We start from the raw sequence: 25,551 nt of genomic DNA on the forward strand, positions 1-25,551 counted from the left end.
GAGGATCTTCGCTAAAGCATTTTCAGCCGACGAAAGGGCGTCACGCCGACTTGCGAACGGCATTATCCATCAAAGTCTTGCCGAGTGACCAGATCGCGCCCGGAACCTGGTGGCTTGCGGCAATGACGCTGTCGAATGAGGTCTCGATCCACTTGCAATCTTCATCATTGATGATGAGCGGCGGTAGCAGCTTGATCGTATGGCTGCCGTGACCGGCGACCTGGGTGAGTATCTTGTGATCCTTGAACAACGGCACGGTGATAAGCTGGCAGAACAGGCCCTTGTTGGCAGTCTCCAGCAGATTCCACGATGCCCTCAGTCGCAGCGATTTCGGCGGCCCGAACTCAACGCCGATCATCAGGCCTTTGCCACGGACCTCCTTCAGAAGCTCGTAACCCGGCACCATGCGGTTGAGCGCCAGTTGCAATTCCGCGCCGCGCCGCGCGGCGTTCTCGACCAGTTTCTCGGCCTTCAGCACTTCAAGCGTGGCGATGCCCGCCGCCATCGCGAGATCGTTTTTGGCGAACGTCGAGCCGTGCACCACGGCGCGATCCATCCGGTTGAATATTTTGTCGAAGATGTGCTTGCGAGTCAGCACCACGCCGATCGGCACATGACCGCCGGACAACGCCTTCGCCAGCAGCACCATATCCGGCTCGACGTTCCAGTGCTCGACGGCCAGAAACCGTCCGGTCCGGCCGATGCCGGTTTGAATCTCATCCGCCACGAACAGCGTGCCATATTTCCGACACAGCGCGGCAGCTCCCGGCAGGAATTCATCGGTGGGCATGTTGACGCCCTTGCCCTGGATCGGCTCGACGATGAAGGCCGCGATCTGGCGCGACGACAACGTTTGCTCCAGCGCGGCGAGATCGTTAAAGGGAATCACTTTGCAATCGGGCAGCAGCGGCTCGAATCCGCCGCGGAAATTCTTGTCGTCTGTCAGCGAGAGCGCGCCATAGGTCAGTCCGTGGTAGCCGTGATCGCAGTAAACGATGCCCGTCCGTCCGGTGGCGACACGGGCGAATTTGATGGCAGCCTCGACGCTTTCCGCTCCGGAATTCGCAAAAAAGACCTTGTCGAGGTAGGGAACATGAACGAGCAGCCGCTCAGCCAAAACACCGGCCAGCGTGGAGACATCCATTTGCACAAGATTGGGGAGATCACTGTCGAGGAGGCCTTTCAGGGCATTCCGCAACACAGGATGGTTCCGACCAATCGCAAAAACGCCAAATCCGCTCAATAGATCAAGGTAACGTGCGCCCTCGCGATCGACCAGATATTGGCCCTGTCCACTTTGGAAACCAACGTCGTAGCCGATGGTCTTCAGAACCCTGACAAGCTGTTCATTGAGGTGGCGGACATGCATCGCGCTACGCTGCGCCTGCCGTTCCACAAACATCTCGGAAACGTCTAGATTTGGATATAGCATCCGCTACATAGTTCGGTTGATGGTCGCTTCGTCAACTGAAAAGCACGAACACGGTATTTGACTTTGTCACTGATCCCCAGCCCTTCTACTTAAGCACAGGCTTGAAAACATGTTGCAGCGCCCAGGACATACCATGCGCATTTTAGATTATTGCAGAACTTCCGCTATTTCCTCCCTTGTCGCAACGGCTCTGGTGACAGCGGGATTAGGGTCCGCTCTCGCGGGTGATCCCACCGGGGATTGGCTGGTTGCCGACGGGGTCGCCAAAATCCGGGTGGCCGAATGCAAGGGCAGCATGTGGGGTGCGATCTCCTGGGAGAAGCAGCCGGGCGTCGACAGCAACAATGCCGACCACGCCAAGCAAACCCGGCCCACGCTCGGCATGCCATTGCTGTTTGATATGAAGAAAAAAGCGAACGAAGATCTTTGGGAGGGGCAGGTCTACGACGCGAAAACCACCGGGCGGCTTCAACAGGCCAGCATCCGTCTGCTGGACCCTGATAAGCTCGAGATCAAGGGTTGCATGCTCGGCATCCTATGCGGCGGCGAGACCTGGACCCGCGCCGCTCCCCCGATTCCAAGCAGCCCGTCTAACGGTCCTGCCAGCACCGCGCCGAAGGCAAGCATGGCCAAGACCGCTCCTTCGAAGTCTGCGCACAAGACCATCGGTCAAAAGTCCGCCACCAGTGCCACCCCGCCGACCGATCCTGTCGGCGATATCTGTCTACTTCCCGAGATCGCGGGGACGACCCATTAGCGCGGGCTGAAACAAGAGCACTGCGGCAAGGGTGGTGATGAGCGACAACGCCAACAGCTTACCCATGCTTGCCGTGCCCGGATGACTCGACAACCACAGGCTACCGAAAGCGGTCGCGGTTGTCAGAGCGCTGAAGAAGATCGCCCGCGTGAGGCTTGATTGCAGCAGGTTCGTTCTGCCGGATCGCCAGGCCGTGACATAATAAATCTTGAACGCCACGCCGACGCCGAGCAGCAACGGCAACGCGACAATGTTGGCGAAGTTGAGAGGAAGCCCGATCATCACGCAGATCTCGAGCGTCACCGCTCCCGCCACCAGCAGCGGCACCAGCGTCAGCAGCACATCGGTAATTCGGCGTAGTGCCAGCCAGAGCAGGATGCTGATCGAGATCAAAGCCCAGAGTCCCGCCTCGATAAACGCCTTAACGATGGTGTCGCCGGACTTGAGAATCGATACCGGCCCGCCGATGGCGTTGGGCGCAGCCGCAAGCACAGCGCTGGCAAATTTTCGCAGCGTCTCGTTGTGGTCCGGATCTCCGCGCGGCAACACTTCGACGCGCGTAATGCCGTCTTCGCTCTTCCAGAGCTTCACGAAATCCGGTGGCAAGGATTCAAGGGTGACAGGTTCGGCCTTCAGTAAATTTCGAAGCTGTTCGAACATGATCTTGAGCGGTTCGACGAAGGTGGCTTGCGCTTTTTCACGCATGGCTTCGTTCGAATCGGCCAGCCGGGTAAGATCGTCAGCCAGCCGCTTTGCGGCCGCGGCACCCGGTCCCTGATGAGTGCCGGCCGCTTTCCGCAGACTATCGGCGGTACTCTTCAACGCATCGACATTCTCCTCGTCGGAGGGTGGCGGATCAATCGAATCCGGATTGAGCGCTGGACCAAGAATTTTAGCGCCTCGCGCAATCAGCTTGAGTTTCTCAGGCTGGTCAGCCGGGACAAAGCTATCGAGCGACCGGGTGCGTGCAACTTCAGGCACGTCGGCGAGCCGGGTCTCGACCCGCTGAGCTTCTTGCTCGGACTTGACCATCACGTTGATGGCGTTCGCGCCGGTATCGGGATCTCTCCGCAAATCCAGATATGTGGCGATCGATTCGACCTTTGAGCTCCTGAGGTGGATCGGATTGAAATCGAATCGCAGGAAGTAAAGCGCTGGCGCTCCGAGAATGACAACTGCAATCGTGCCGCCGACGATCGCCACGCGATAGTCTTCGAGAAAACGGTCGAGCGGGGCCAAAAACGCGTAGCCGACCGGCTCTTTCTCACCCGGCGGGTTCAGAAGACGCAGCAACGCCGGAAGAACGGTGATGCTTGCGACAAACGCAATCAGCATACCCACGCCGGCGATTCTGCCGAGTTCCGACACTCCCTTGTAATCCGTCGGCAGGAACGACAGGAAACCCGCCGCAGTCGCCATCGCCGCCAGCGACAGCGGGACCGAGGAACGCTTCGCCGCCACGACCAATGCCTTTTCCAGATCGTTGGTTTTGAACCGCTCGGAACGATAGCGAACGCTATACTGAATGCCGAAATCAACACCGAGACCGACAAATAGCACGGCAAAGGCGATCGACAGCAGATTGAGCGATGTCACCATCATGAGGCCGACCGCCGTCGTGACCGCGAGTCCAACGAACAGCGTCGCAAACACCGCGAAGATGATTTTCGGCGAGCGCAACGCCAGCCAAAGGATCACCAGCACGATCACCACCGTACCCACGCCGTTGAGGATGGCGCCCTCCTGCACGGTGGCAAATTCTTCGTTGGCGATCGGCACCGGCCCGGTCAGTCGGACGCGCGCACTAAATTTGCCGGCAAGATCCAGATCGAAGGCGGCTCTACGGATCGCATCGGTGGCATCCTTGCCCGGCTCGAGCGCATTGAAATCGAGGTACGGCTTGATCTGGATTAGCGAGCGAAGATCGGATTTCGACAGCGGCTTGTCGCTTGCGAGCTGACGCCAGGAGAAGGTGCCGCTTCCCTTGGTCAGGACGTCCTCAACGCTCTGGGCAATCGCCGAGAACGGCCGCGCCGTGCTATCCAGTTCGAACTGACCCTGCTTCAACCCGATCAGCGCCGTTTCGAGCGCGGCGGTCAGTCCGCGCAAGCTCGGATCGCCGGCCATGATCTCGACCAGCGGCGCGGCCTCGCCAAACTGGCCAGTGAGCTGCTTGACCTCCTCAGTGGGAAGGAACAACAGGCCGTTCCGCTCGAAAAACGGCCCTCCGCCGAGTAGCTGAACCGATTCGAAATTGCGGTGGTCGTTCTTGAGCCTCGCGGCCAGCATGGCACCGGCAGTGCTGGCAAATTCCGCCGTGGGAGCCTCCACGACCGCAAGGATCAGTCTTTCCTGGTCGAATGCCTTCTCGAAAGCAATGTCGCGTTGCCGCCAATCCAGATCAGGCGAAATTAACTTATTGATATCAGTATTTATTTCAAAGTATTTCGCCGAATAGAAGACCGCACCGGCGGCCAGCACGATCGCAACCAACGCAGTAACCCAGGCAAACCGTGTGCAAGCCTTAACGATCGAAACAACAATACCTGTCAGCACATTCTTTCTTTCTGCTACCGTGTACGTATACGCACATGAACGGACCCGGCCCGGTTCTTCTGCCTGATCTAACGACTTTTGTATGCTATTTCAGAGAATAAGGTGCGCAACACCTGCGGTGGGTTCTAGTTCGGGAGATTTGCCGACGATTCAAGCGTTTTGATATCGTTGGCTCCGCGGACGGCAAGTGACGAATCAGTGAGGGCCAGTTGGGCGGGTTAGCCCATATCATAATACCGGAAATACCAGTTCCGGATCAATCGCCGACTAAAAAGCCTGCGTCATTGCAACGTTTTGTTCTGACGCAAAGGCCATATATATCATAGCGTTGAAATCCAGAGAGCGCGACCCGCAGATTATATACCTATGACATTTCTTGAAGACGCGTGGGATTATTTAGAAGAACGTTCAGTTCTATGTGGAGTTACAGCATAATGCATAAGGTGCAAATAAATTGACTGATCCTCGTCCAATTGAAATTCTGCTGGCACAGCCGCGTGGATTCTGCGCAGGCGTCGTCCGCGCGATCGAGATCGTCGAGCGCGCGCTGGAGAAGTACGGACCCCCAGTGTATGTCCGCCACGAGATCGTTCACAATAAGTACGTTGTGGAAAGCCTGAAAGATAAAGGGGCAATTTTCGTCGAGGATCTGTCGGAGGTTCCGCCGAAGGCCGTTACCGTGTTCAGCGCTCACGGCGTTGCGCGGAGCGTGGAAGAAGAAGCTTTTGCTCGCGGCCTGCCCGTGCTCAACGCCACCTGCCCGCTGGTCACCAAAGTTCACAACCAGGGCAAACGCTACACGTCCAAGGGGCGAACCCTGATCTTAATTGGCCACGCTGGCCATCCTGAGGTTGAGGGAACTATGGGACAGGTTCCAGGCCCCGTCCTGCTTGTTCAGGATGTGGATGACGTCGCGGCCCTGACGCTGCCTTCCGATACGCCGGTGGCCTATATTACCCAGACGACGCTCAGCGTTGACGACACCAAGGACATCATTCTCGCACTCCAGCAGCGTTTCACCGATATTCAGGGTCCCGACACACGCGATATCTGCTATGCAACACAGAATCGGCAATCTGCGGTAAGGGACCTCAGCAAGCTGGTGGACGTTATTCTAGTGGTCGGCGCAGCCAACAGTTCAAATTCGAACCGGCTGCGCGAAATCGGCACCGAAGTCGGCGTTGCAAGTTACCTCATCGCTGATGGCAGCGAACTCAACGCGGAGTGGTTGAAAGGGGCGAAAGCCGTGGGCATTACGGCCGGTGCCTCGGCTCCGGAGGTCCTTGTCGACGACGTTATTGAGGCCTTGAAGCGCATCGGGCCGATAGCCGTCTCGGTACTGCCGGGACGGGAAGAAAACATCGAATTCCGGCTTCCGTCTGAACTCACCTCAGCTTGATCCCCTTCAAAATTTTAGCTGGTAACTCCAGAGAGAAGACTTGTGATGGCAATACCGTTTTTTAAAGAACTGAAGATCGGCGGATATCTGATCAAGCAGAAGATGCTGGGCCGCAAGCGCTATCCGCTTGTACTGATGCTCGAGCCGCTGTTCCGCTGCAATCTCGCCTGCTCCGGATGTGGCAAGATCGACTATCCCGACGCGATCCTCAACCGTCGTATGAGTGCTCAAGAGTGCTGGGACGCGGCCGAGGAATGCGGCGCACCGATGGTTGCTATTCCCGGCGGCGAGCCGTTGATCCACAAGGAGATCGGCGAGATCGTGCGCGGTCTTGTCGCGCGCAAGAAGTTCGTCTCGCTCTGCACCAACGCGCTGCTGCTGGAGAAGAAGCTCGATCTGTTCGAACCCTCGCCGTATCTGTTCTTCTCGGTGCATCTCGATGGCCTAAAGGAACACCATGATAAATCCGTGTGCCAGGAGGGTGTGTTCGATCGCGCCGTCTCCGCAATCAAGGCTGCGAAGGCGAAAGGCTTTACCGTCAACGTCAACGCCACGATTTTCGACAACTATCCGGCCGAAGAGATCGCAAAGTTCCTCGACTTCACGGCTGAGCTTGGCGTCGGAGTCTCGATGTCGCCGGGTTACGCCTATGAGCGCGCGCCCGATCAGGAGCACTTCCTGAACCGCACCAAGACCAAGACGCTGTTCCGCGACGTGTTCGCGCGCGGCAAGGGCAAGAAGTGGAACTTCATGCACTCCGGCCTGTTCCTCGACTTCCTCGCCGGCAACCAGGAATATCATTGCACGCCCTGGGGAATGCCGGCGCGCAACATTTTTGGCTGGCAGAAGCCTTGCTACCTGCTCGGCGAGGGTTACACCAAGACCTTCAAGGAATTGATGGAGACCACCGACTGGGACAGCTACGGCACCGGCAAGTACGAAAAGTGCGCCAACTGCATGGCGCATTGCGGTTACGAGCCGACCGCCGCCACCGCCGCTCTGAACAATCCGCTCAAGACGATGTTGGTGGCGTTGCGCGGCGTCCGGACGACGGGCCCGATGGCGCCCGAGATCGACCTCAGCAAGCAGCGTCCGGCACAGTACATCTTTGCCGAGCAGGTTCAAAAGAAGCTGTCAGATATCCGCAAGGACGAAGCTGCCGCCGCCGCTGCAAAAGAAGCAGCAAAGGAGCAAAAGGCTTCTACAGCAGCGTGACGTCATCCAACGATAGCGGCACCGGTTCACACCAAGTAGCCGCTAAAGCATGATCCCGAAAACTGGCAACCGGTTTTCGGTCAAGATCATGCTCAATCGCATAGAAGTAAGAAAGAAGTAAGAGAGTCTGATTCAACGACGTTGAAATCCGACTCTCTTGAAACTGACTTTAAAGAGCCGAGCCCGGCTTCAATTCCATCAAAGCCGCACGGGGTTGCGGCACATTCGCTCGCAAACCAGAAAAGCCTCGCGCCGGGACAGACTCTCCGGTGCGACCTTTTCGATGGCCTGGCCCCCTCGGTCTTGCGACCGACGGCGTTGCCATATAATCCGCCGGAACGAGACTCTCGCCGCCTAACAGAAAATTACGGCACCCGCGCAAGGAGCGGAGAGCCCGATTGAAATCGACTCCGGTAGATACCAGTGCGCCCAGGGTGAACGGATTTCGCGCAAGGCCACGGAGCACCTTCTTCAAGTCGATGTTGCCGTTTGGCTTGATCGCGTTGCGGGCGATCGCCGGCAGCGCCCGCGTTGCGGGATCACTGATCACGCGTAAGGCGGCAAAAGGGAGACCCGCCGCGGTAGCATAGGCCGCCGCGATGTGACTTTCCATGTCGACCGCCGAAGCACCGGTCGTAGCATGGAGCACTGCCTTGCCGGCCTGCTCCAGGACGACCTGCTCGGCGCCGGCAAGCCCGGCGCGGACCACTTTCTGGCCGCCTAAACCGGAGCCGTTGATCAATTCCTCGCTGAGCGCAAGGCCTGCCCGCCACCGCGAAGTACCGTTCACAACTTCCGTGGCAACCACGACGTCTCCCGATTTCAGAGACGGATCGAGCCCACCGGCGACGCCGAAGCTGATCACGCCGCGTACCGTAGACGGATCGAACCCTTCGAGAAGCGCTCGCAACTGCCGGGGATTGCTGCTGCTGCAAATGACAGTCATGCCGGGGCCCGCGGCGATGCGGGCTTCCTGAACCAGACCGGTCACAATCAATACCGGCCGCGGGTCAAAGGCATTGCCCGCGGATACGTCAATCGCCGCCCCCAAATTCACATCCCGACCCCTACCGCCTTGCTGTTGGTGCTTCTCAAATTCCGATACCGCGCCAGCGCCCAGAGCGGGAAGAATTTTGAGTAACCATGGTACCTCAGATAAAATACCCGTGGGAACCCCGTGGCCGTGTAGCGCTGCTCATCCCACAGGCCTTTTTTTGCTTGTGTGTCTATCAGGTACCCGATTCCCCGGGCCACTGCTGGATTTTCGACCTCGCCCGCAGCCATCAAGGCAAGCAACGCCCATGCGGTTTGCGAAGCAGTGGTGGGCGCCCCCTCGAACCCCTTATAATCGAGTCGGTAGCTGACCGCATCCTCGCCCCAGCCGCCGTCCGCGTTCTGGATCGAGACCAGCCAATCCACCGCCTTGCGAATCGCCGGATCCTGGCGATCCACCCCGGCGGAGTTGAGGGCGCAGAGAACCGACCAGGTACCATAGATGTAGTTCAGGCCCCAGCGGCCGTACCACGATCCTTCGGCGAGCTGGGTCCGGCGCAGGTACTCAACTCCGGCCGCCAAGGACGGGCTGCTTTCAGCCGTCTCGCCGAGTTGCGCCAGCATCGAAACGCATCGCGCGGTGACATCCTCGGTCGGCGGATCGAGCAGCGCCGCATGGTCGGAGAACGGGATGTTGTTGAGATAGTATTCAAGATTGTCGGCATCGAACGCGGCAAAGCCGCCGTCCCGGCTCTGCATCCCCTCGATCCACTCGCGGCCGCGTGCGATCGCCTCGTCATATTTATCGCTCCCGTCTTGACGGCGTACCCGGTCCATCGCCATGACTACGACAGCGGTGTCATCGAGATCGGGATAATGGCCGTTGGCATATTGAAATGCCCAGCCACCCGGTCGCACGTCCGGGCGTTTCGCCGCCCAGTCGCCCTTAAGAACGAGCTCCTGCTTCGGGAGCAGCCAGTCGAGGCTTTTGCCGGCGCTGTTCAGGGCCTCGGGTCCGCCGGATTCGAGCAGCGTGTGGCAACTCAGCGCGGTATCCCAGATCGGCGATACACAGGGCTGGCAATAGGCCTCATCCTTGCCGATCACCAACAGCTTGTCGATGCCGCGCCGCGTCACCGCACGTGGCGGATGCTCCGGCGGAAACCCCAGCGCATCGTACATCATCACCGTATTGACCATCGGCGGAAAGATCGCACCGAGGCCGTCCTCGCCGTTGAGGCGTTCCTCGACGAACCCAATCGCCTTTTTCATAGCGCGCGCACGCAGCCACTTGGGAAACAGCGGCTCGATCTTTCGCAAGATCCAGTCAAGACCGCTGAACAATGCAAACCAGGCCGGGCTTTGATGCGGAGCTCTCTTCGGCGTGCGGACGGTGGCCGGATCCTGAAGAAAAAGTTCGCGAATGCCGACGCCGCGCGGATTGCGCGCACGCGGCTTCAGCACGGCCAGAACCATCAGCGGTACCATCGTGGTGCGCGCCCAATAGGAAATCTTGTTGAGATGAAACGGCGACCACATCGGCAGCAGCATGATCTCAACCGGCAGGACCGGAACGCTGCGCCATGTCAGAACTTCGAAGAACGAGAGCAGAAAGCGCGTGAAGACGTTCACGTTGGCCGCGCCGCCGCGGGACAGGATCACCTCGCGCGCGCGCGCCATGTGTGGCGCGTCAACGGAATCGCCGACCATCTTCAGCGCGAAGTAGGCCTTCACGCTGGCGCTCATGTCGAATGGGCCATCATGCACCAGCGGCCACCCACCATGCGCGCCCTGAATGCGGCGGAGGTAAGCCGCGATCTTGGCCTCGATCACTGTGTCGACCGGTTCGCCAAGATAGTGTCGCATCAGGATGTATTCGGACGGGATGGTCGCGTCCGCCTCGAGCTCGAACACAAAATGACCGTCCGGCTGCTCAAGGTTCAGCAGTCCGCGGGTAGCGGCGCCGATGCGATCCCCGAGGACGGCATCATCAATCGGCGCGGCCGTGGCGTTCATGGAACTCATGGCGCTGATGTCTCAGATTGAACGGGCTTTCAGAACGTGATCGGCAGCCCGGTTTCCAGAGCGAACCGATCCCTCGATGGTTGCCGGCAACCCCGTATCAGTCCAGTCGCCGGCAAGGAACAGGTTTTTCCACGCCGTCAGCGCTCCTGGACGCAGGGCAGTCTGTTCGGGCGAGGCCTCGAATGTGGCGCGGCGCTCGCGCACGATCTGCCAGGCCGGCATCTCGGCTTCGATACCCGCGACCACGCAGATGTCCTTCCAGATCGCCCGCGCCAGTTCCTCGCGCGGCATGTCCACCAGCCGGTCGCCGCCGCTGATGGTGATGGAAAAGCGGTCCTGAAACGCGAACAGCCATTCAATCAGGCCATTCACGACGCCGATCATCGGGGGGTGATGTGGCGGTGGAACGAAGCGGAAGTGTGCATTGACGATGGCGCGGAATTTCGTCGGCACCGTCAGGCCGGGCACCAGCGTGGCTGCCGATCGCGGCGGCACCGCCATCACAACGGCATCGTCCGGGTCGAGCGCGATGGTCTGATCGCCCAACGAGAGCGCCGTAACCCGATCGTTCGCCATGGTGATCTGCCGTACTTCGTGGCCGATATCGACGCTGCCACCCCTGGCACGAATGTAGTCGATCGCCGGCTCGATCAGTACCGAGCTCAGTCCGTCGCGCGCGATCAGCGGACGGCACGCCTGACCACCCGCCAGCAGCGTTTCGCGAATGATCGTACCGGCGAGACCCGCCGATCCGTCGGGCGGGTCGATGTTCAGCGCCGCAAGCAGGAGCGGCAGCACCAACCGTTTGTAAAGCACGCCTTCGCACTTGATGGCATTGCCGACTCGCGTGCGGGCATTGGCCCAAATCAGCGGCGCGAGGGCAAAATAGTCTGCGGGCGATGTATCCGGCACCCGGCGGTTGCGGTCGAAAACCCAGAACGGAACCCGCCCGTCGTTGATCTGCAAGGTCCAGCGTTTATTGGCGGCAATATCGATAAACTGAAATTCGGCCTTCGGCGGCCCCTGCAAGCCAGCTTCGGAACCAATCTTGCGTGCATAGGCCAGCACACTGTGGTTGCCGGAAAGCACCAGATGGTTGCCGTTATCGATCGTGAGATTGGTCGCGCCGTCGAAATAGGAACGGCAACGGCCGCCCACCTGTTGCGCGGCCTCGTACACGCGAACCCGATAGCCAGCATCGGCCAGACGCACACCCGCTGAAAGACCGGAAATGCCGCCACCGGCGATATGAACGGTTCTTTGCATCAGATCAACGCGTATCGGAGAACAATGGCGATCTTCGCCGCGGGGCTCACGCGGACGGGTAACCGCGGCGACTGAAAGCCGCGATCCTCCAGCAGATCCAATATGGCGTGATAGTATCTCGACATGATGCGCGGCGCGCGCACGGCACGACGCGAGTTGCGATTCATGATTTCGTCCGATTTGGCGAAATGTCCCCGCGCCCGCTCCACCAGCTCGGCACAGACCTGCGGGAGCGCCGGGTTCGATATCACGGCGGCCGGATTGAAGCTGCTAATACCGGCGTGAAGCAAGCCCTCGCGCGGAAGATACAACCGTCCAAGCGCCGCGTCCTCGTCGACGTCACGCAGGATGTTTGTCAACTGCAGTGCACGGCCAAGATGATGACTCAGCAGAATGCCGTCCTGCTCTGGCAATCCAAACACCCGGACCGATAGCCGCCCGACGGCGCTTGCGACGCGATCACAATACAGATCGAGCGTGGCATCGTCGGGCGCAAGGATATCCGCTAGGACGTCCATTTCCATGCCGTCGATGACGGCGAGGAAATCCTCGCGGCGCAGGCCGAAGGCGCGAACGGAGGCGGCGTAATCGCGCAACCGCCCTGGGGCCTGCCCCTGATAGAGCGCATCGATGTCGTCACGCCACTGCTGAAGCGCGGCCTGCCGTTCGGGCCGCGGATGATCCGAATCGGCAATGTCGTCCACGTAACGGCAAAACGTGTAGATCTGGAACATCGCCTCGCGTTGCGTGCGCGGCAGGATACGCATCGCCGCGTAGAACGAGCTGCTGGAGGCAGTCGCTCCCGAACTGGCATCTGTCGTCTCGATTGTCATGCGCCAGCAGCCGGGTTCGACATCGGCCGCCGTCGAACCGAACGGCGGAGCATTTCCGTGGTAATGCCGGCGACGCTGTAGCCGAGCAATTGCAGGGGCTTCAGATGAACCGTCTCGCTCAAGGGATCGCGCACCTTCAGCAGCGCGACGATCCTGTCGGCGAACATCTGGATCACGGCGACTTCAAGTCCTAGCCGCATATCCCTGATCTCACTCGCGAGCGGCCGGCCCTGGTTGAGCAAGGCTTCGGTTCGTCCGGCAAGCGCTTGCAAGCATCGCAGGAGCACCGGCGGGGCTTTGTCGTCCCCGAGCATCTCCACGGAGGCGCCCGATGCAGCAAGCGCATCGCGCGGCAGATAAACGCGGTTGAGGTTTCTGTAATCCTTGGCGCAATCCTGAAGATGGTTGTTGATCTGCAGGCCGGCGCACAGCGCGTCCGACGCGACCCAAGTCTCTTCGCTCTCGCCGTGCACGTCGAGCATGAATCGTCCGACTGGCATCGCCGAATAGCGGCAATAGTCGATCACGTCGTCCCAGGTCTCGTAGCGCAGCTTGGTGACGTCCATCCGGAACGCCTTTAGCACGTCGACGGCATGGCGCGGAGGCATCGACCGTTGCGCCAGCGCCTTGCGAAGGTTCACGGCTTCGGGCTGGCTATCCCCCTGCCCCAGAAGCTCACTCTCGAACAGGTCGAGCCAGGCAATCTTGTCCTTTTCACCGAGCTCGGCGTGATCGGCGATGTCATCCGCCGTCCGGACGAAATTGTAGAACGCGAGAATTAGTCCGCGGTGACGCGGGTGAATAACCCACGACGCGACGGGAAAGTTCTCGTCGCGATGGGTCTTTCCAGATCGCAGTTGGTTCGCGGCAGGCATCAGGACCGGTTACGTTGATTGAATCGCAATCGGGCCTCCCGCCGGTTCCGAAACCGACGGGCTGAGAGTCGCCCGCGCTCCATATAGGGGAAACTGCGGGCTAAACCAATGCTATCTTTCGCTTTTTAGCCCCAGCGTCCGGCGCTGCGACAAAAGGGAACGGATAAAGCGAGATGATATGCTTTACTGGCCATGGTTCGCCAGAACCTGGTTACACGTCTTTGAGATTTTCGGGCGATTCTGCTGCAAGCACGCGAGAACCGCGAAATCGCCCTGATCCATCACTGGACGGCAGAAACGGCTGACGTCCCGCGCGCAGGCGCGGTGTTCCGCTTCAGTCCCGCTGTGCGGTTGCCCTTGGAGCTGCCCACCGTACGGTTGTCCTTGGAGCTGCCCGCCATACGGTTGCCCTCGGACCTGCGCCATCGCCACGGTCGAGCCGAATGATAAAAGGAGAGCGAACGAGAATAAAATCTTGGACATCATAATCCTTCACTGCAACGAGGGAGAGTTCGATCCTGCACAACGCGGCGCATACCGGATGACAGGCATTCCAAATCTTGGAGGGCAATCACGTCACAAACCCTTTATCGATACCATATCGAAAGAGTTCGCAAGAGGATACGGACGTGCCGACGCTGCCACAGTCTGTCTGCCGCGGCACACAACAATCATGATCAACCTGAGCCATTCCTGAGCACATCCTCATGCCAAAAGCGCTGCGAATGCGGCTAAAATTGCGGCAACCGCGGGATACCGCTGCAGCCCAACACCTTATCCCAATAATAATTTCTAACACGCCTGAAATAATCGACTAAAATACAAACGACGATTCAGCTATGTTCACGTGGCAGGTTTGCCGATGGTCAGTCAAGTGCCGTCCGCTTAGTTTGGTGACGGTTCAAATCTGCTCATAGCGGCTACACTGCGGCAACTTCGATGCAGATACCCCGAGGGCATCGGTTGTGCTTTGAAGATTGAACCTCGTGAGGCGCGGTGAGACTAAAGATACAGCACGGAATCATTGCCAAGTACCTTTTGATAGGAAACGGGCATGAAGCTGTTTTCCATCAAGCTGATTCGGAGATCGGCGAGTGCAGCGGCCCTTGTCGCGGTCCTTGCATTGTCTGCCCCGGCTAGCTTCGGCCAGTCTGCTCCGTTTGCAGGCTTCGGGGGAAACTGGTCTGGAAAAGGCTCGGTCACTCTGTCAGACGGATCGAAAGAGAACATCCGCTGCAAAGCGTCCTACAGGGTGGACCGCACAGGCACGACCATGAACCAGAGCCTGCATTGCGCCAGCGACAGCTACAGGTTCGATCTCTCTAGCAACGTTGTCAGCCATGGCAGTGAGATTACCGGGCAATGGAGCGAAGCCAGCCGCAATCTGTTCGGCTCCCTGCGCGGCCGCGCGGGAGGCGGCGAGATCGAAGTGTTCGCGCAAGCCACCGGCTATGCCGCAAACCTGACGATACGCACCCAGGGCAAAAGGCAATCGGTCTGGATCACCTCCAAAGGCGAAATCAGAAACGTTTCCATCACCATGGTACGTAGCTGAGGCCTCAACCTGATAGAGTGTCTGGATCCGCCACCTTAAATTTAATTCGCCGGCTTCGCCTGGCTGCCGCGGCGGAAACGCTCCGCAAAGGTAATCAACCACATCGCCGTGGGGCGAAGGATCAGGAAGTCCGCCACAAGAGCGGCGACCATGGCGAAGGCGCTGAGCCAACCGAACAGGCGCAGCGACGGCAGATCCGAAAACACTGTCACGACCAGACCGCAAGCCAACACCACGGTGGTGAGGATCAGCGCCGGTCCCATCAGCACGGTTGCGCGCTCAACCGCCTTACCGGCGCCGATACCCGGCTGGCTCTCCGATCGCAAGCGGTTGAGAAAATGGATAGTTGCGCTAAGCCCTAGGCCGAACGACACCGTGAGAGCCACCACGCTGGCGAATTGCAGCCCCTCCCCGAGTGCCCACAGCACCGTGCCGGACAGCACGACCGGGAAAATTCCGGGCAGAACACAGGCAAACATCACGACGACCGAACGGAATGCGAGTCCGATGAACACCGCGACCAGCGCAAACTCAATCGTCAGACCGTGGTTGAGTTTCTCGATCATGCTCGCGCTGTTACGAGCGGCGATGGCCGACAGGCCGGTGACGGCGATTTCATAACCGGGATGCGCTGTCCTGACCGCATCCATGGCGTGGTCGAGCTTTTCCACCACCGGCAGTATCTGGCTGGAATCCTTGTCGGGCACGCGGCCTGAGACCACGACTGCCGCCTGGTCTTCAGAGATGAAGCGGCGCACCAGATGTTTTGGAATGACGCTGACATATTCCTTGAGCGTTTCAACGTCATGGCTGCCGGCCTTTTCGGCGAGCCAGCGCCGCAGCGTTTCGAGCGACCAGACGTTGCCGACGCCGGCCTGCTCTTCCACCAGCCTATGGACCTCGGCGATGGTGGCGAGCGTCTGCGGCGAATACAGCGTCTCGCCCTTGGGAAATTCGATAAGAATATCGATCGGGTTGGCGCCGGTGAGTTTTGCATCGAGACGGCCGCTGGCCGCCACCGCCTGCTGCTTGTCGGGCACCTGATCCGCGAGCCGATAGCGCGGTTCGAGGTTGGCGTAGATCACCGCAAGACCGCCGACCACCAGCAGGGCCAGCAAGCTGAAGAAACCGGGGCGCCCCACCATCCGCACCGCGATCCAGGCACAGAATCGGCGCAGCGCCTGCACGCCCCAGTCCGCCGTTTTGAATTTCTCCGCGAAACGCCGCTCGTCACGAACAAGCAAAACTCCGAACACCGGCACCAGCAGCAGCACCGCGAGAAGCGCGATGATCGTCGCCATCAGGCCGGCCTCGCCGAAGCTGCGGATCAAATCCGAGTTGGAAAACTGTAGCGCGAGGAAAGAAATTCCGGCGGTCGCATGGGTCAGGACGCAGGCCGGCCCGACCACGAGGACAGCATTGCGGAAAGCGGAATACTTGTCCTCGCCGGCGATCAAGCGGTCGCGCGCCGCGAACGTCAACTGCATCGAATCGGAAAAACTGATGACCATGATGAGTGGGGTCATCACATTGAGGAACATGTTGAGGCTGAAGTTCGCCCAACCCAGCACGCCCAATGACAGCAGGATGGCAAGGAGCGGCGGGAAGGCCGCAACCACCATGAAGGATACTTTGCGGAAAAACACGATTGCGATCAGGCAGCCAGCCAGAATGCCGGCGACGTTATAGATAATCCCGTCGCGCTCTACCGCGTTGCGGATTTCAAGCTGCATCACCGGCACGCCGGACAGCTCTTTGGTGAGTCCGGTGCCGGCGAGATCGTCGTCCATAACCTTCCGGATCTGGCCAACGGTCGTTTTTAACTTGCTATCGCCGACGATCGACGGTTGCAGCGACAGCACGACCAGCGCCAGCGTGCCATCCTCGGACAGCAGCTTGCCGCGAATGATCTCGTTGGACTTCACGGTCTCGATGAAACTGTCGTAATCGGCACCTACCGGCAGTTCGGGTGGAAACAGCGCTGCAGGCAATTTGCCAGGCTCCGGCGCCTGACGCGCCGAGAACAACGAGATCAGGCCGCGCACGCCGTCGACCAGTTGCAGGTCGGTGACGAGGTCCCGCAGCTTTTCGAGGTTGTCCCGTTCGAGCAGCGTCTTGCCCTCGACCACCACCAGCACATCAAACTCTGTCGACGGAAAACGCTTGGTGACTTCCTCGTACTGGCGATACTCCCTAGTATCGGAACGGAACAACTGGCTGAGCGAATCGTCAATTTTGATCCGCTGGATTCCGAACACCGCGCCGACGACCATGGCCAGCAGAACGATGCAGGACAGGATCGGCGTGCGCATGGCAAGCAGCCCGATACGCTCGAATCCGAAAGCGATGCTGAGCGTCCGTTTGGCCGGCGTGGTCAGATCGGCAGCATCGGGATTTCGCTCATGCATGCGCTGTCCGTCCTGTCGTGAAAACCATCGTCTAGCAAATTTCCAGAAAGACTTTGGAGCTGACGGAAACCACGGGCAATCCGCTCGCCTTGACAGCATGCACCGGTTTTCGGGCGCAACGTTTAGCCGTTTCCCGGATAGACTACAAGCAAGGGCCGACTATGGCTCCCATCCATGCCGCTCACGGCGAAATGATGTCGAAAGGGCGGGCCTTCCAAGCGAGCGCTGTGGCCATCGCAGGCATCGCCTTAGACCGGGGCAGCGTTCGGTGGCCCGCTGAACGCTCGAGCTGTCAGCCTGCGGGGGTCGGTGCGATCGCAGTCGCTTATTCCGCGGGAACCGCGGCTTCCCGCAGTTTCAAAGAATAATAGGAGGCATTGGTTTTGCCGCGAGAGGCCGAGCGCGCAAACATGATCAGGTGATGAGCAACCAGTACCGAGCTGATGAGGTACTCGATCTCGCCGCGAGCCAGCCTGCGTAGCGCGAATTTCCAGAACACACGCCGGTAGTCGCCGCACACGCCGACCTTCCAGAAAATGTTGCGAAGCATGGTCAGGCCGAGCTTGATATTCCGCCATGACCTCTGCTGCGGCGTGCGCGGCTGGATTCGCTTCGGATAGGTTTCGCGGATCTGGTACTCGTAGCGCTCCAGAAGCTTTTCAGGTTCGTACGCGCGGCCCATGCAATCGCGCCATGTCGCCACGACATGGTCGTAAGGCAACCGGAAATCGATGTTGGAATCGCGACCCTCGTCCTCGATCAGGCGATTCTCGCGTTTCAGACGGTCCCACAGCGGCGTCTTCGGTAGCGCCTGCAGAAGATTGATGGTCAACAGCGGTATCTGGGAGTGATCGATGAAATCCAGCAAATGCTGTCCGGTTTCAGGCTTGTCGGTATCGAGCCCGAGGATAATTCCGGACACTACCTCCATGCCGTAGTCGTTCAGCGTCTGGATGGCCTCCATGATGGGGACCATCATGTTGTGATCCTTGTGCATCGCCTTTAGCGCGACAGGGTCCGGTGTCTCGATGCCGCAGAAGATCGTGGCGAAGAATGCTTCACGCATTTGCGAAAGTATCTCCGGGCGTTTGGCGATGTTCAGCGTCGCCTCGCAGGAGAAACGCAGCACGAAACCGGTCTTCTTTTGCCATTCGATCAGGTGCGGCAGAAGATCCAGCGCGGCCTTCCGGTTACCGATAAAATTGTCGTCGACGAAATAGACCGACCCGGTGATGCCGCATTCCAGCAGCTTGTCGAGTTCGCGCGTGATCTGTTCGGGACGTTTGAGACGCGGATTGCGGCCATACAGGCCGGGAATGTCGCAGAATTCGCACTGATACGGGCAGCCGCTGGAATACTGGATGCTTCCCAGGAAGTAACGCTTGATGTCCGCCAGTTCGTAAGCGGGAATGGGAAACTTATCCATGTCCAGCCGGTCGGCTGTTTTGAGGACGACCTGACTCCCGGGCCGTGACGGATCGCGCGCCAGTCGTTCGATCAGATCGTCAGTCGCATCGCCAAGTTCACCGACGTGAAGGTAGTCGAAGGTTGGATAGTAGTCGGGACAGGCGCTGACCGACGGGCCACCGAGCGCGACCGGCAGATTGAAGGCGTGCGCGCGGCGGCAAATATCGTTCATTTGCTGGCGCTGGATGTGCATGCCGCTGACGAACACCGCTTCGGCCCATTCGAAATCCTCATCCGTGGCAAAGCGGATATTCTCGTCGATGAACCGGACATTCCAGTCGGCGGGGAGATAGGCGGCGATCAGCAGAAGCCCCTGCGGCGGCATGAAGGCTTGGACACCACCAGTCAGGGGATAGGCGTGCTCAAATGTCCCGAATGAGGACGTGTAACGGGGAAAGACGCAAAGAATGCGCCGATTGCCATACTGACTCACGCCCCTCATTGCACCTTCCCCGCGCATCTCCCCGTCCTGCAAATGCGCATCAAACAAGAACCCTTATTAACTCTTGGAGCTCGCAATGGTTCCATGTGGCGCTAACGGAATGCGCTGCACGAAACGTGAGCGACAATTTCTTCAACAATGTGACGAAGCTGAAAAGGCCAAGACTTGCTTACCGACCAAGCCAGAACGCCAGGGTCTGCGATATCCGCGAATGCGTTCCGCGTTTTGCGGGAACGAGACAGCGTGGGTTTAGGCGCGAACGATCTTCTCGATACCCGCCGCGAGTTCGAAAATCCTGCGATCCGACCCGCCGGCCGCGGCCAGCATCAACCCCACGGGCGCCTCGCCTTCGCGGTGACAGGGCAGCGAGATCGCGCAGCCATCGAGGGTGTTGATCAGCGCGCAGTTGCGCAGCGACAGCATGTTAGCTTTGGTGTAGGCTGCGTCGTTTGCGAGATCGGCGATCACCGGTGGCGTGATCGCCACCGTCGGCGCGATCAACGCGTCGTAGGGTTCGATCCGGCGCTCGAAGCCTGCGATGATCGCGCGGCGGATACGGAGTAGATCGACATAATCCGCGGCGCTGAGGCTTTCGCCGCGAAGTATGCGGCTGAGGACGCGCGGATCATAGAGCTCGGCCTTTTCCGCGATCAGCGCGCGGTGCCAGGCCCAGCTTTCCGCCGCCGAAAACCCGCCCCCGACGTTCAGCGCCGCGACCTCGCCGAACTCAGGTATGGCGATGCGATCGATCAGGGCGCCGGCCCTGGCCAGTCGGTCCAACGCGCGCTCGAAAGCCCGCGCAACCGCGGAATCAAGGTCGTCCAGCATCACCGTGGTCGGCACCGCGAGCCGCATCCCCTTGATCGGGCGAGGCTCGACCGGCGCGATGGGTTCGGCCGCCAGCACCGCATCCAATACGGCGCAGCAGCCGACCGAGCGCGCGATCGGCCCGTAGCTGTCCAGCGTGACAGACAGTGGGATACCGCCATCGAGCGGAATCCGGCGCGCGGTCGGCTTGTAGCCGACGATGCCGCAATAGGCCGCCGGAATCCGGCAGGAGCCGCCGGTATCGGTGCCGAGCGCGCCATGCGCCATGCCATCAGTGATCGATACCGCCGCACCAGATGACGATCCACCCGGCACATAGCCGACGTCGCGCCGCCAGCAGTTTTTCGGTGTGCCGTAGTGCGGATTGATGCCCAGACCCGAATAGGCGAACTCGGTCATATTGGTGCGTCCGATTACCACGAAGCCGGCGCGGCGTAGACGCGCCACCACCGGCGCATCGTTCGCCGCCGGCGGCGCATCGTCGAGCGCGCGTGAGCCAGCACGCGACAGCTGTCCCTTGATATCGAACAAGTCCTTTATCGATACCGGAATGCCGGCGAACGGCGACGGCTCGGCATTGACCCTGCGCAGTCTGTCCATGGCCTCGGCGGAAGCTACAGCACCGTCCACATCAACGTGGATGAACACGCGTGCGCCCTCGCCCGCTTCGTCGGCGATCTTCGCAAGGCAATTGTCGACTAGCTTGCGTGCCGTGGTGCGGCCCGACGCAAGATCGGCGGCGAGCGTCGCCAGAGTCGGGTGATTTGACATGCAAAACTCGCAGACGGATAGATGGATGCTGCCTTAGCCGCTATTGCGCAGGCCCGCGGAAAGTCCGTTGATGGTGATCTGGATACCCCGCAGCACCTGCTCATCCCCACACTGCGCACGGTGGTCCTTCAAGAGTTCGACCTGCACATGATTGAGCGGATCGAGATACGGGAAGCGGTTGCGGATCGAGCGCTCGAGCAACGGATTACCGGCGAGCAACCGCTCCTGCCCCGTGATGGCGAGCAGCATGTCGATGGTGAGATGCCACTCACGCCGGATGCGTCCGAAGATGGCCTCGCGAAGTTCCACGTCTGGCACCAGATCGGCATAACGCGACGCAATCGCGATCGAGCTTTTTGCGAGCACCATGTCCATGTTGGAGAGTAACATCCGGAAGAACGGCCACTCTCCGTAAAGCTCTTGCAGAAACGCCATGCCTTTGTCGGGATGATCCGCTAGCCACGACTCCATCGCGCTGCCGAACCCGTACCAGCCCGGCAGCATCACACGACATTGCGCCCAACTGAATACCCACGGAATCGCCCTAAGGTCCTCGATCTTGCGCGTCTTCTTGCGCGACGCCGGCCGGCTGCCGATGTTCAGCGTGGAGATCTCGTTGATGACGGTGGAGGCCCAGAAATAGTCCTCGAAACCCGGTGTCTCGTAGACGAGGTTGCGGTAAGCCGTGTAGGCACGCGATGAAAGTGACTCCATCGCGTCGAGATATTCAAGGCTCGGCGCGCTCTGCCGCGGTTGCAACAGGCTGGCCTCCAGCGTTGCAGCGGCGAGGATTTCCAGATTGCTGCGACCCACCTCGGCGTTGGAATACTTGCTGGAGATAATTTCGCCTTGTTCAGTGATCCTGATCTGGCCGTTCACCGCACCACCGGGTTGCGCGAGGATGGCGTCGTAGCTCGGCCCGCCACCGCGTCCGACCGATCCACCGCGGCCGTGAAACAGGCGAAGCCGCACATCGTGGCGCTCGAACACATCAACCAGGCCGATCTCTGCCTTGTAAAGCTCCCAACCCGAGGTGACGAAGCCGCCGTCCTTGTTGCTGTCGGAATAGCCGAGCATCACCTCCTGCAAGCCGCCCCGGCTGTCGACCAGCGCGCGATACACCGGCAGCGATAGCAACCGGTCCATGATGCCGGCACAGGCCTGCAAATCCTCGATGGTCTCGAACAATGGCACGATGTTAATGGCGCTATGTCCCGCGGGGTCGACGAGGTCGGCTTCCTTAAGCAGCAGCGCGACTTCGAGCAGGTCGGAAACGCCCTTGGTCATCGAGACGATGCATTGAGGGATCGCATCGGGGCCGAGCGTCTCGTGCGCCTCTGCGGCGGCATGAAACACCGCGAGCTCGCCCAGCGTCTCTTCGCTGTATGTGATGAACGGGGACGTCAACGGGCGCGCGCTGCGCAGTTCTCGCAGAAGCACGACGATGCGGGCCTCCTCGTCCAGGGTCAGATAGGACGTGCCCGGCGTGGCGGCATCGAGTAGTTCGGCAATCGTTCGTTCATGAACGGTGGAATTCTGCCGCAAGTCGAGACAGGCGAGATGGAAACCGAAGCAGTCGGCTGCGCGGCGCAAATAACGCAGCCGCCCGCGCGCGATCACCTCCGAGTTATTTGCGGTCAGTGAGCGGTGGAGAACGTCAAGATCAGCACTAAGTTCGGCGGCGCTCGCATAGGGCGGAGCCGCGCCGTACGGCGGGCGCAGCGTGTCCGCTTTCAGTTTTATGGCCGTGGCCGAAAGCCGCGCGTAGATGCCGGACACCGCGAGGCGGTAGGGTTCGCCGCGGCGATGCGGCGACGTGTCGGCCGTTCGTTCGGCCAGCACGCGTAGTTCCGGCGAGACATCCGTGAGATCTGCGGCCAGCGACAGCTCGCGGCCAAGTTCGTGCAGTTCATCAAGATAATAACGCAATATCCGCGAGGCCTGCCGTTGGAGAGTGCCGCGCATAACGTCCGCCGTCACGAAGGGATTGCCGTCGCGATCACCGCCGATCCAGCTTCCAATCCGCAGGAACGACGCAATCTCGTTCGTGGCGCTGCCGTCGGAGGGATCTTGCAAACGATCTTCCAGGATGCAGTGCAGCCGCGGCACCTCGCGCAGGAACGTATAGTCGTAGAACGACAGGCCGTTAGCAACTTCGTCGAGCACCGTCAGTTTGGTTCGCCGCAAAAGATTGGTGTGCCACAGCGTCAGCACCGCGCGGCGCAGCTGTTCCTCACTAGCCTCATATTCGTCTGGAGTGAGTTGCATCCGTTCGCGCCGGTCAAGCAGCGCCGCGACCTCCATCTCGCGATCGATGGTGCTCTTACGGCGAACCTCGGTCGGATGAGCGGTCAGCACCGGACTGACCACAGCACTGTCGAAAAAGGCTCGCAACTCCTCCCCGCTGAACCCGGCCTCACGGGCGCAAGCAAGCGTGCGCGACAGCCGACCGTGGTGCGGCTCCCCGCCCGCAAGGGTCTGACTGCGCATCTGGCGAATATTGTTCTGATCTTCGGCGATGTTGGCAAGATGCGAAAAATAGCTGAAGGCGCGGACGACGAGGACTGTTTCCTCCGTCGACATGCCATCGAGGATGGCCTCCAGTTCGTGCCGCGCGGGCTTATCGTCATCGCGGTGAAAGCGGATCGAAGTCTGCCGGATGCGTTCGACAAGATCGAACACATGCGGTCCTTCCTGATCGCGCACGGTATCGCCGAGAATGCGCCCGAGCAGCCGGATATCGTCGCGCAGCCTTGCATCGAGGACGGCCGCGTCAGACTCCGGCTGACCTGCACGAGGTAACGGCATCAGACTGGACATCACGCTGCTCCTGAAAAATCGGTTCTTCAGTCGCAATTTTCGTGCTGCGATGCAAGAAATGCTGGCCGGTTGATGCACAAAAGATGAGCGGCCCAGATCTCAAGTCCGACCGGCGAACTGAGAGGACGCTCACCCGACATGGTGGGGCGTGCAGAAGTCGCAACAGTCGATTATTATAATGAAACCAATGCGATAAGCTTCTCTACTTTTTATCTTTTGTCCGTACGGCCCCGAGTCCCGACATATTAACGAACATATCCTGGAAGCGCTCCGCCATCTTGGGATCAAACCAGTTTTGCATGATTGCTTCGGGCGAGAACTTGTCGATGTTTTCCGCCATCTTCTGCTGAAGCTGGTCCATCACGGCATTCTGCATCGGCTGGACGTCCGGAAGCCCCAAAAACTGACGGGCCTCAAGGGGTGTACACTCGAACTCTATATTCACCTTCATGGAGCGCTCCTTAGATGTGCCGACGCGGCGCAGTATCGCTATGGGGACGCCTGTGGCGCAAGTCATCACGGCAAACGGTGCGGCGACGCAGACCAATATTCAGCGAAAGCGTTCCGCGGCAAACGGTCTCGGGTCTGCAAACGGCGCGGCACCCGTCATCATTTCGGCCAGCAGCCGGCCTGTTGCCGGACCCAGGGTCAGACCGTGATGCTGGTGTCCAAAATTGAACCACAATCCGGCATGGCGGGCCGCCTTTCCAATCACCGGCAGCATATCAGGCATACACGGACGTCTCCCCATCCAGGGCGTCGCATCGATCGCCTCACCCAGGGGAAACAACTCGCGCGCCAGAGGCAGCGTCCTTTCAATCTGCACCGGGGTCGGAGGAGCGTCGCGACGCGCGAACTCCGCACCGGTCGTCAGGCGGATGCCCTGATTCATCGGCGCCAACAGATAGCCGAGATCCGAATCGAGAACAGGACGATTGAGCACCGCATTGCCACGCGGCGCCAGATGCAAGTGATAACCACGCTTGATGCCGAGCGGCATATTGTAACCGAGTCCGCGGAAGACATCATCCGACCACGGCCCCAGAGCAATCACGGCCTCGCGCCCCATCAGCCCTCCGTTCGGACCCTCGATGCGCCATGCCGCCTGACTTTGCGTCAGCGTACGCGCGTCGGCCGCAATAAAACGGCCGCCTCGGCGCAGGAATAACGCCGCATAGGCTTTCGTCAACGCTCCCGGATCCGGGATAAAGCCCGGCGCCGGCCAGTGAATCGCACCGGCGAACGTTCCCGACAAATTCGGCTCGCGTGCGGCGATCCCCTTGGCATCGAGAACATCTCCTTCGACGCCATACCGACGAACGCGCTCGAGGTCCGCGATGCCCTTGTCCAGCGTCGCGTTCGAGCGGAACAGCTTGATCCAGCCGGTCCGGCGCAGAAGCTGGGGCACGCCTGCTTCTGCGATCAGAGTTTCATGCTCGACAAGGCTGCGCTGAATCAGCGGCAACGCCGCCATTGCGCTGCGGAACGCGCGTTCAGGCGAGGATGCAAGAATATAGCGGATCAACCACGGCAGAAACGCAGGCAGATCGCGAAACCGATAATGCGCCTCGGGAAACCGGTTCAGCGCGTAGCGCAGAACCTGCCGCAGATCGTAAGGAAACACGTACGGGAAAACCGACGCGCATTCGATCAAGCCAGCGTTTCCGTAGCTCGTCTCCTCGCCAGCCCTTTCATGCCGGTCGACAAGGATGACATCGCGCCCGCGCTTCTGGAGATGCAGCGCCGCGGAAACGCCGACAATTCCCGCACCCAAGACCAAAACATCGGATTTGATTAGCGCCACGCGGCTCTCCGAACGCAAAAATCGCACGGCTTTGCCGAACGTTGTCCTTCAGACTTAAGTATTGAAGTTCAGGTGCGCAAACCGCCCGGTTGTGGCCGGTGGTTC

General features: G+C 60.0%; 18 protein-coding genes. 4 read left to right on the forward strand and 14 right to left on the reverse strand.

Annotation, left to right across the window (positions count from 1 at the left end):
- Nucleotides 1-40: 40 nt before the first annotated feature.
- The gene (hpnO, locus tag ACM561_RS11405; protein WP_425905170.1) at nt 41-1,432 is read right to left on the reverse strand and encodes an aminobacteriohopanetriol synthase HpnO; all 1,392 of its coding nucleotides are present in this window, start codon (nt 1,430-1,432) and stop codon (nt 41-43) included.
- A 133-nt stretch (nt 1,433-1,565) separates the two neighbouring features.
- Here hpnO and ACM561_RS11410 point away from each other — a divergent pair, with 133 nt between their 5' ends.
- A complete protein-coding gene (locus tag ACM561_RS11410; protein WP_425905171.1) occupies nt 1,566-2,189 on the forward strand; it encodes a DUF2147 domain-containing protein in 624 nt (207 codons plus the stop codon).
- On the opposite strand, the gene ACM561_RS11415 is transcribed toward ACM561_RS11410, so the two are convergent.
- Nucleotides 2,157-4,745 (reverse strand): MMPL family transporter, encoded by a 2,589-nt coding sequence (locus ACM561_RS11415; protein ID WP_425905173.1) that lies wholly within the window; start codon nt 4,743-4,745, stop codon nt 2,157-2,159. The two genes, ACM561_RS11410 and ACM561_RS11415, sit on opposite strands and share 33 nt — an antisense overlap.
- Nucleotides 4,746-5,217: 472 nt before the next feature.
- On the opposite strand from ACM561_RS11415, the gene ispH reads away from it, so the two are divergent.
- Both ispH and hpnH read left to right on the forward strand, forming a co-directional pair.
- The gene (ispH, locus tag ACM561_RS11420) at nt 5,218-6,144 is read left to right on the forward strand and encodes a 4-hydroxy-3-methylbut-2-enyl diphosphate reductase (protein WP_309773884.1); all 927 of its coding nucleotides are present in this window, start codon (nt 5,218-5,220) and stop codon (nt 6,142-6,144) included.
- 45 nt (nt 6,145-6,189) lie between these two features.
- Nucleotides 6,190-7,359 (forward strand): adenosyl-hopene transferase HpnH, encoded by a 1,170-nt coding sequence (gene hpnH, locus ACM561_RS11425; RefSeq protein WP_425905174.1) that lies wholly within the window; start codon nt 6,190-6,192, stop codon nt 7,357-7,359.
- A 169-nt stretch (nt 7,360-7,528) separates the two neighbouring features.
- Here the strand turns inward: hpnH and ACM561_RS11430 are convergent, their stop codons facing one another.
- The 6 genes from ACM561_RS11430 to ACM561_RS11455 form a co-directional block, all read right to left on the reverse strand.
- Nucleotides 7,529-8,416 carry a phosphorylase gene (locus ACM561_RS11430; RefSeq protein ID WP_425905176.1) on the reverse strand — a complete coding sequence of 296 codons (888 nt, stop codon included), beginning with the start codon at nt 8,414-8,416 and terminating at the stop codon, nt 7,529-7,531.
- A complete protein-coding gene (gene shc, locus ACM561_RS11435; RefSeq protein ID WP_425905178.1) occupies nt 8,413-10,377 on the reverse strand; it encodes a squalene--hopene cyclase in 1,965 nt (654 codons plus the stop codon). Before shc ends, ACM561_RS11430 begins: the two co-directional genes overlap by 4 nt.
- Before the next feature lie 12 nt (nt 10,378-10,389).
- Entirely contained in the window at nt 10,390-11,643 is a 1,254-nt protein-coding gene (hpnE, locus tag ACM561_RS11440; protein ID WP_425905180.1) for a hydroxysqualene dehydroxylase HpnE, read from the reverse strand.
- Complete coding sequence (gene hpnD / locus ACM561_RS11445) at nt 11,643-12,476, reverse strand: presqualene diphosphate synthase HpnD (RefSeq protein WP_425905182.1); 834 nt, start codon at nt 12,474-12,476, stop codon at nt 11,643-11,645. Before hpnD ends, hpnE begins: the two co-directional genes overlap by 1 nt.
- A complete protein-coding gene (hpnC, locus tag ACM561_RS11450; protein WP_425905184.1) occupies nt 12,473-13,351 on the reverse strand; it encodes a squalene synthase HpnC in 879 nt (292 codons plus the stop codon). The genes hpnD and hpnC overlap by 4 nt, the downstream gene beginning before the upstream one ends.
- Before the next feature lie 183 nt (nt 13,352-13,534).
- Entirely contained in the window at nt 13,535-13,834 is a 300-nt protein-coding gene (locus ACM561_RS11455; protein ID WP_425905186.1) for a hypothetical protein, read from the reverse strand.
- 571 nt (nt 13,835-14,405) lie between these two features.
- On the opposite strand from ACM561_RS11455, the gene ACM561_RS11460 reads away from it, so the two are divergent.
- On the forward strand, nt 14,406-14,906 hold the full coding sequence (locus ACM561_RS11460) for a hypothetical protein (RefSeq protein WP_425905188.1): 501 nt from the start codon (nt 14,406-14,408) through the stop codon (nt 14,904-14,906).
- Nucleotides 14,907-14,947: 41 nt separating this feature from the next.
- Here ACM561_RS11460 and ACM561_RS11465 read toward each other — a convergent pair whose 3' ends face one another.
- The 6 genes from ACM561_RS11465 to ACM561_RS11490 all read right to left on the reverse strand — a co-directional run bounded on the left by ACM561_RS11465 (nt 14,948) and on the right by ACM561_RS11490 (nt 25,446).
- Complete coding sequence (locus ACM561_RS11465; RefSeq protein WP_425905190.1) at nt 14,948-17,314, reverse strand: efflux RND transporter permease subunit; 2,367 nt, start codon at nt 17,312-17,314, stop codon at nt 14,948-14,950.
- 325 nt (nt 17,315-17,639) lie between these two features.
- Entirely contained in the window at nt 17,640-19,223 is a 1,584-nt protein-coding gene (locus ACM561_RS11470) for a B12-binding domain-containing radical SAM protein (RefSeq protein WP_425905191.1), read from the reverse strand.
- A gap of 249 nt (nt 19,224-19,472) precedes the next feature.
- Entirely contained in the window at nt 19,473-20,822 is a 1,350-nt protein-coding gene (locus ACM561_RS11475) for an amidase (RefSeq protein ID WP_425905192.1), read from the reverse strand.
- A 33-nt stretch (nt 20,823-20,855) separates the two neighbouring features.
- Entirely contained in the window at nt 20,856-23,642 is a 2,787-nt protein-coding gene (gene ppc / locus ACM561_RS11480) for a phosphoenolpyruvate carboxylase (RefSeq protein ID WP_425905193.1), read from the reverse strand.
- Between the two features lie 202 nt (nt 23,643-23,844).
- The gene (locus tag ACM561_RS11485) at nt 23,845-24,093 is read right to left on the reverse strand and encodes a DUF6489 family protein (protein ID WP_079447350.1); all 249 of its coding nucleotides are present in this window, start codon (nt 24,091-24,093) and stop codon (nt 23,845-23,847) included.
- A 99-nt stretch (nt 24,094-24,192) separates the two neighbouring features.
- Entirely contained in the window at nt 24,193-25,446 is a 1,254-nt protein-coding gene (locus ACM561_RS11490; protein ID WP_425905194.1) for an NAD(P)/FAD-dependent oxidoreductase, read from the reverse strand.
- Nucleotides 25,447-25,551 lie beyond the last annotated feature (105 nt).

Source organism: Nitrobacter sp. TKz-YC02, from assembly GCF_049852135.1.
GTDB lineage: Bacteria > Pseudomonadota > Alphaproteobacteria > Rhizobiales > Xanthobacteraceae > Nitrobacter > Nitrobacter vulgaris.

Bases quoted from the DNA above. Each gene is read 5' to 3' on its own strand.
- hpnO (WP_425905170.1), bottom strand. From the start codon at position 1,432: ATGCTATATCCAAATCTAGACGTTTCCGAGATGTTTGTGGAACGGCAG.
- ACM561_RS11410 (WP_425905171.1), top strand. From the start codon at position 1,566: ATGCGCATTTTAGATTATTGCAGAACTTCCGCTATTTCCTCCCTTGTC.
- hpnH (WP_425905174.1), top strand. From the start codon at position 6,190: ATGGCAATACCGTTTTTTAAAGAACTGAAGATCGGCGGATATCTGATC.
- shc (WP_425905178.1), bottom strand. From the start codon at position 10,377: ATGAGTTCCATGAACGCCACGGCCGCGCCGATTGATGATGCCGTCCTC.
- hpnE (WP_425905180.1), bottom strand. From the start codon at position 11,643: ATGCAAAGAACCGTTCATATCGCCGGTGGCGGCATTTCCGGTCTTTCA.
- hpnD (WP_425905182.1), bottom strand. From the start codon at position 12,476: ATGACAATCGAGACGACAGATGCCAGTTCGGGAGCGACTGCCTCCAGC.
- hpnC (WP_425905184.1), bottom strand. From the start codon at position 13,351: ATGCCTGCCGCGAACCAACTGCGATCTGGAAAGACCCATCGCGACGAG.
- ACM561_RS11455 (WP_425905186.1), bottom strand. From the start codon at position 13,834: ATGTCCAAGATTTTATTCTCGTTCGCTCTCCTTTTATCATTCGGCTCG.
- ACM561_RS11460 (WP_425905188.1), top strand. From the start codon at position 14,406: ATGAAGCTGTTTTCCATCAAGCTGATTCGGAGATCGGCGAGTGCAGCG.
- ACM561_RS11465 (WP_425905190.1), bottom strand. From the start codon at position 17,314: ATGCATGAGCGAAATCCCGATGCTGCCGATCTGACCACGCCGGCCAAA.
- ACM561_RS11470 (WP_425905191.1), bottom strand. From the start codon at position 19,223: ATGAGGGGCGTGAGTCAGTATGGCAATCGGCGCATTCTTTGCGTCTTT.
- ACM561_RS11475 (WP_425905192.1), bottom strand. From the start codon at position 20,822: ATGTCAAATCACCCGACTCTGGCGACGCTCGCCGCCGATCTTGCGTCG.
- ppc (WP_425905193.1), bottom strand. From the start codon at position 23,642: ATGTCCAGTCTGATGCCGTTACCTCGTGCAGGTCAGCCGGAGTCTGAC.
- ACM561_RS11485 (WP_079447350.1), bottom strand. From the start codon at position 24,093: ATGAAGGTGAATATAGAGTTCGAGTGTACACCCCTTGAGGCCCGTCAG.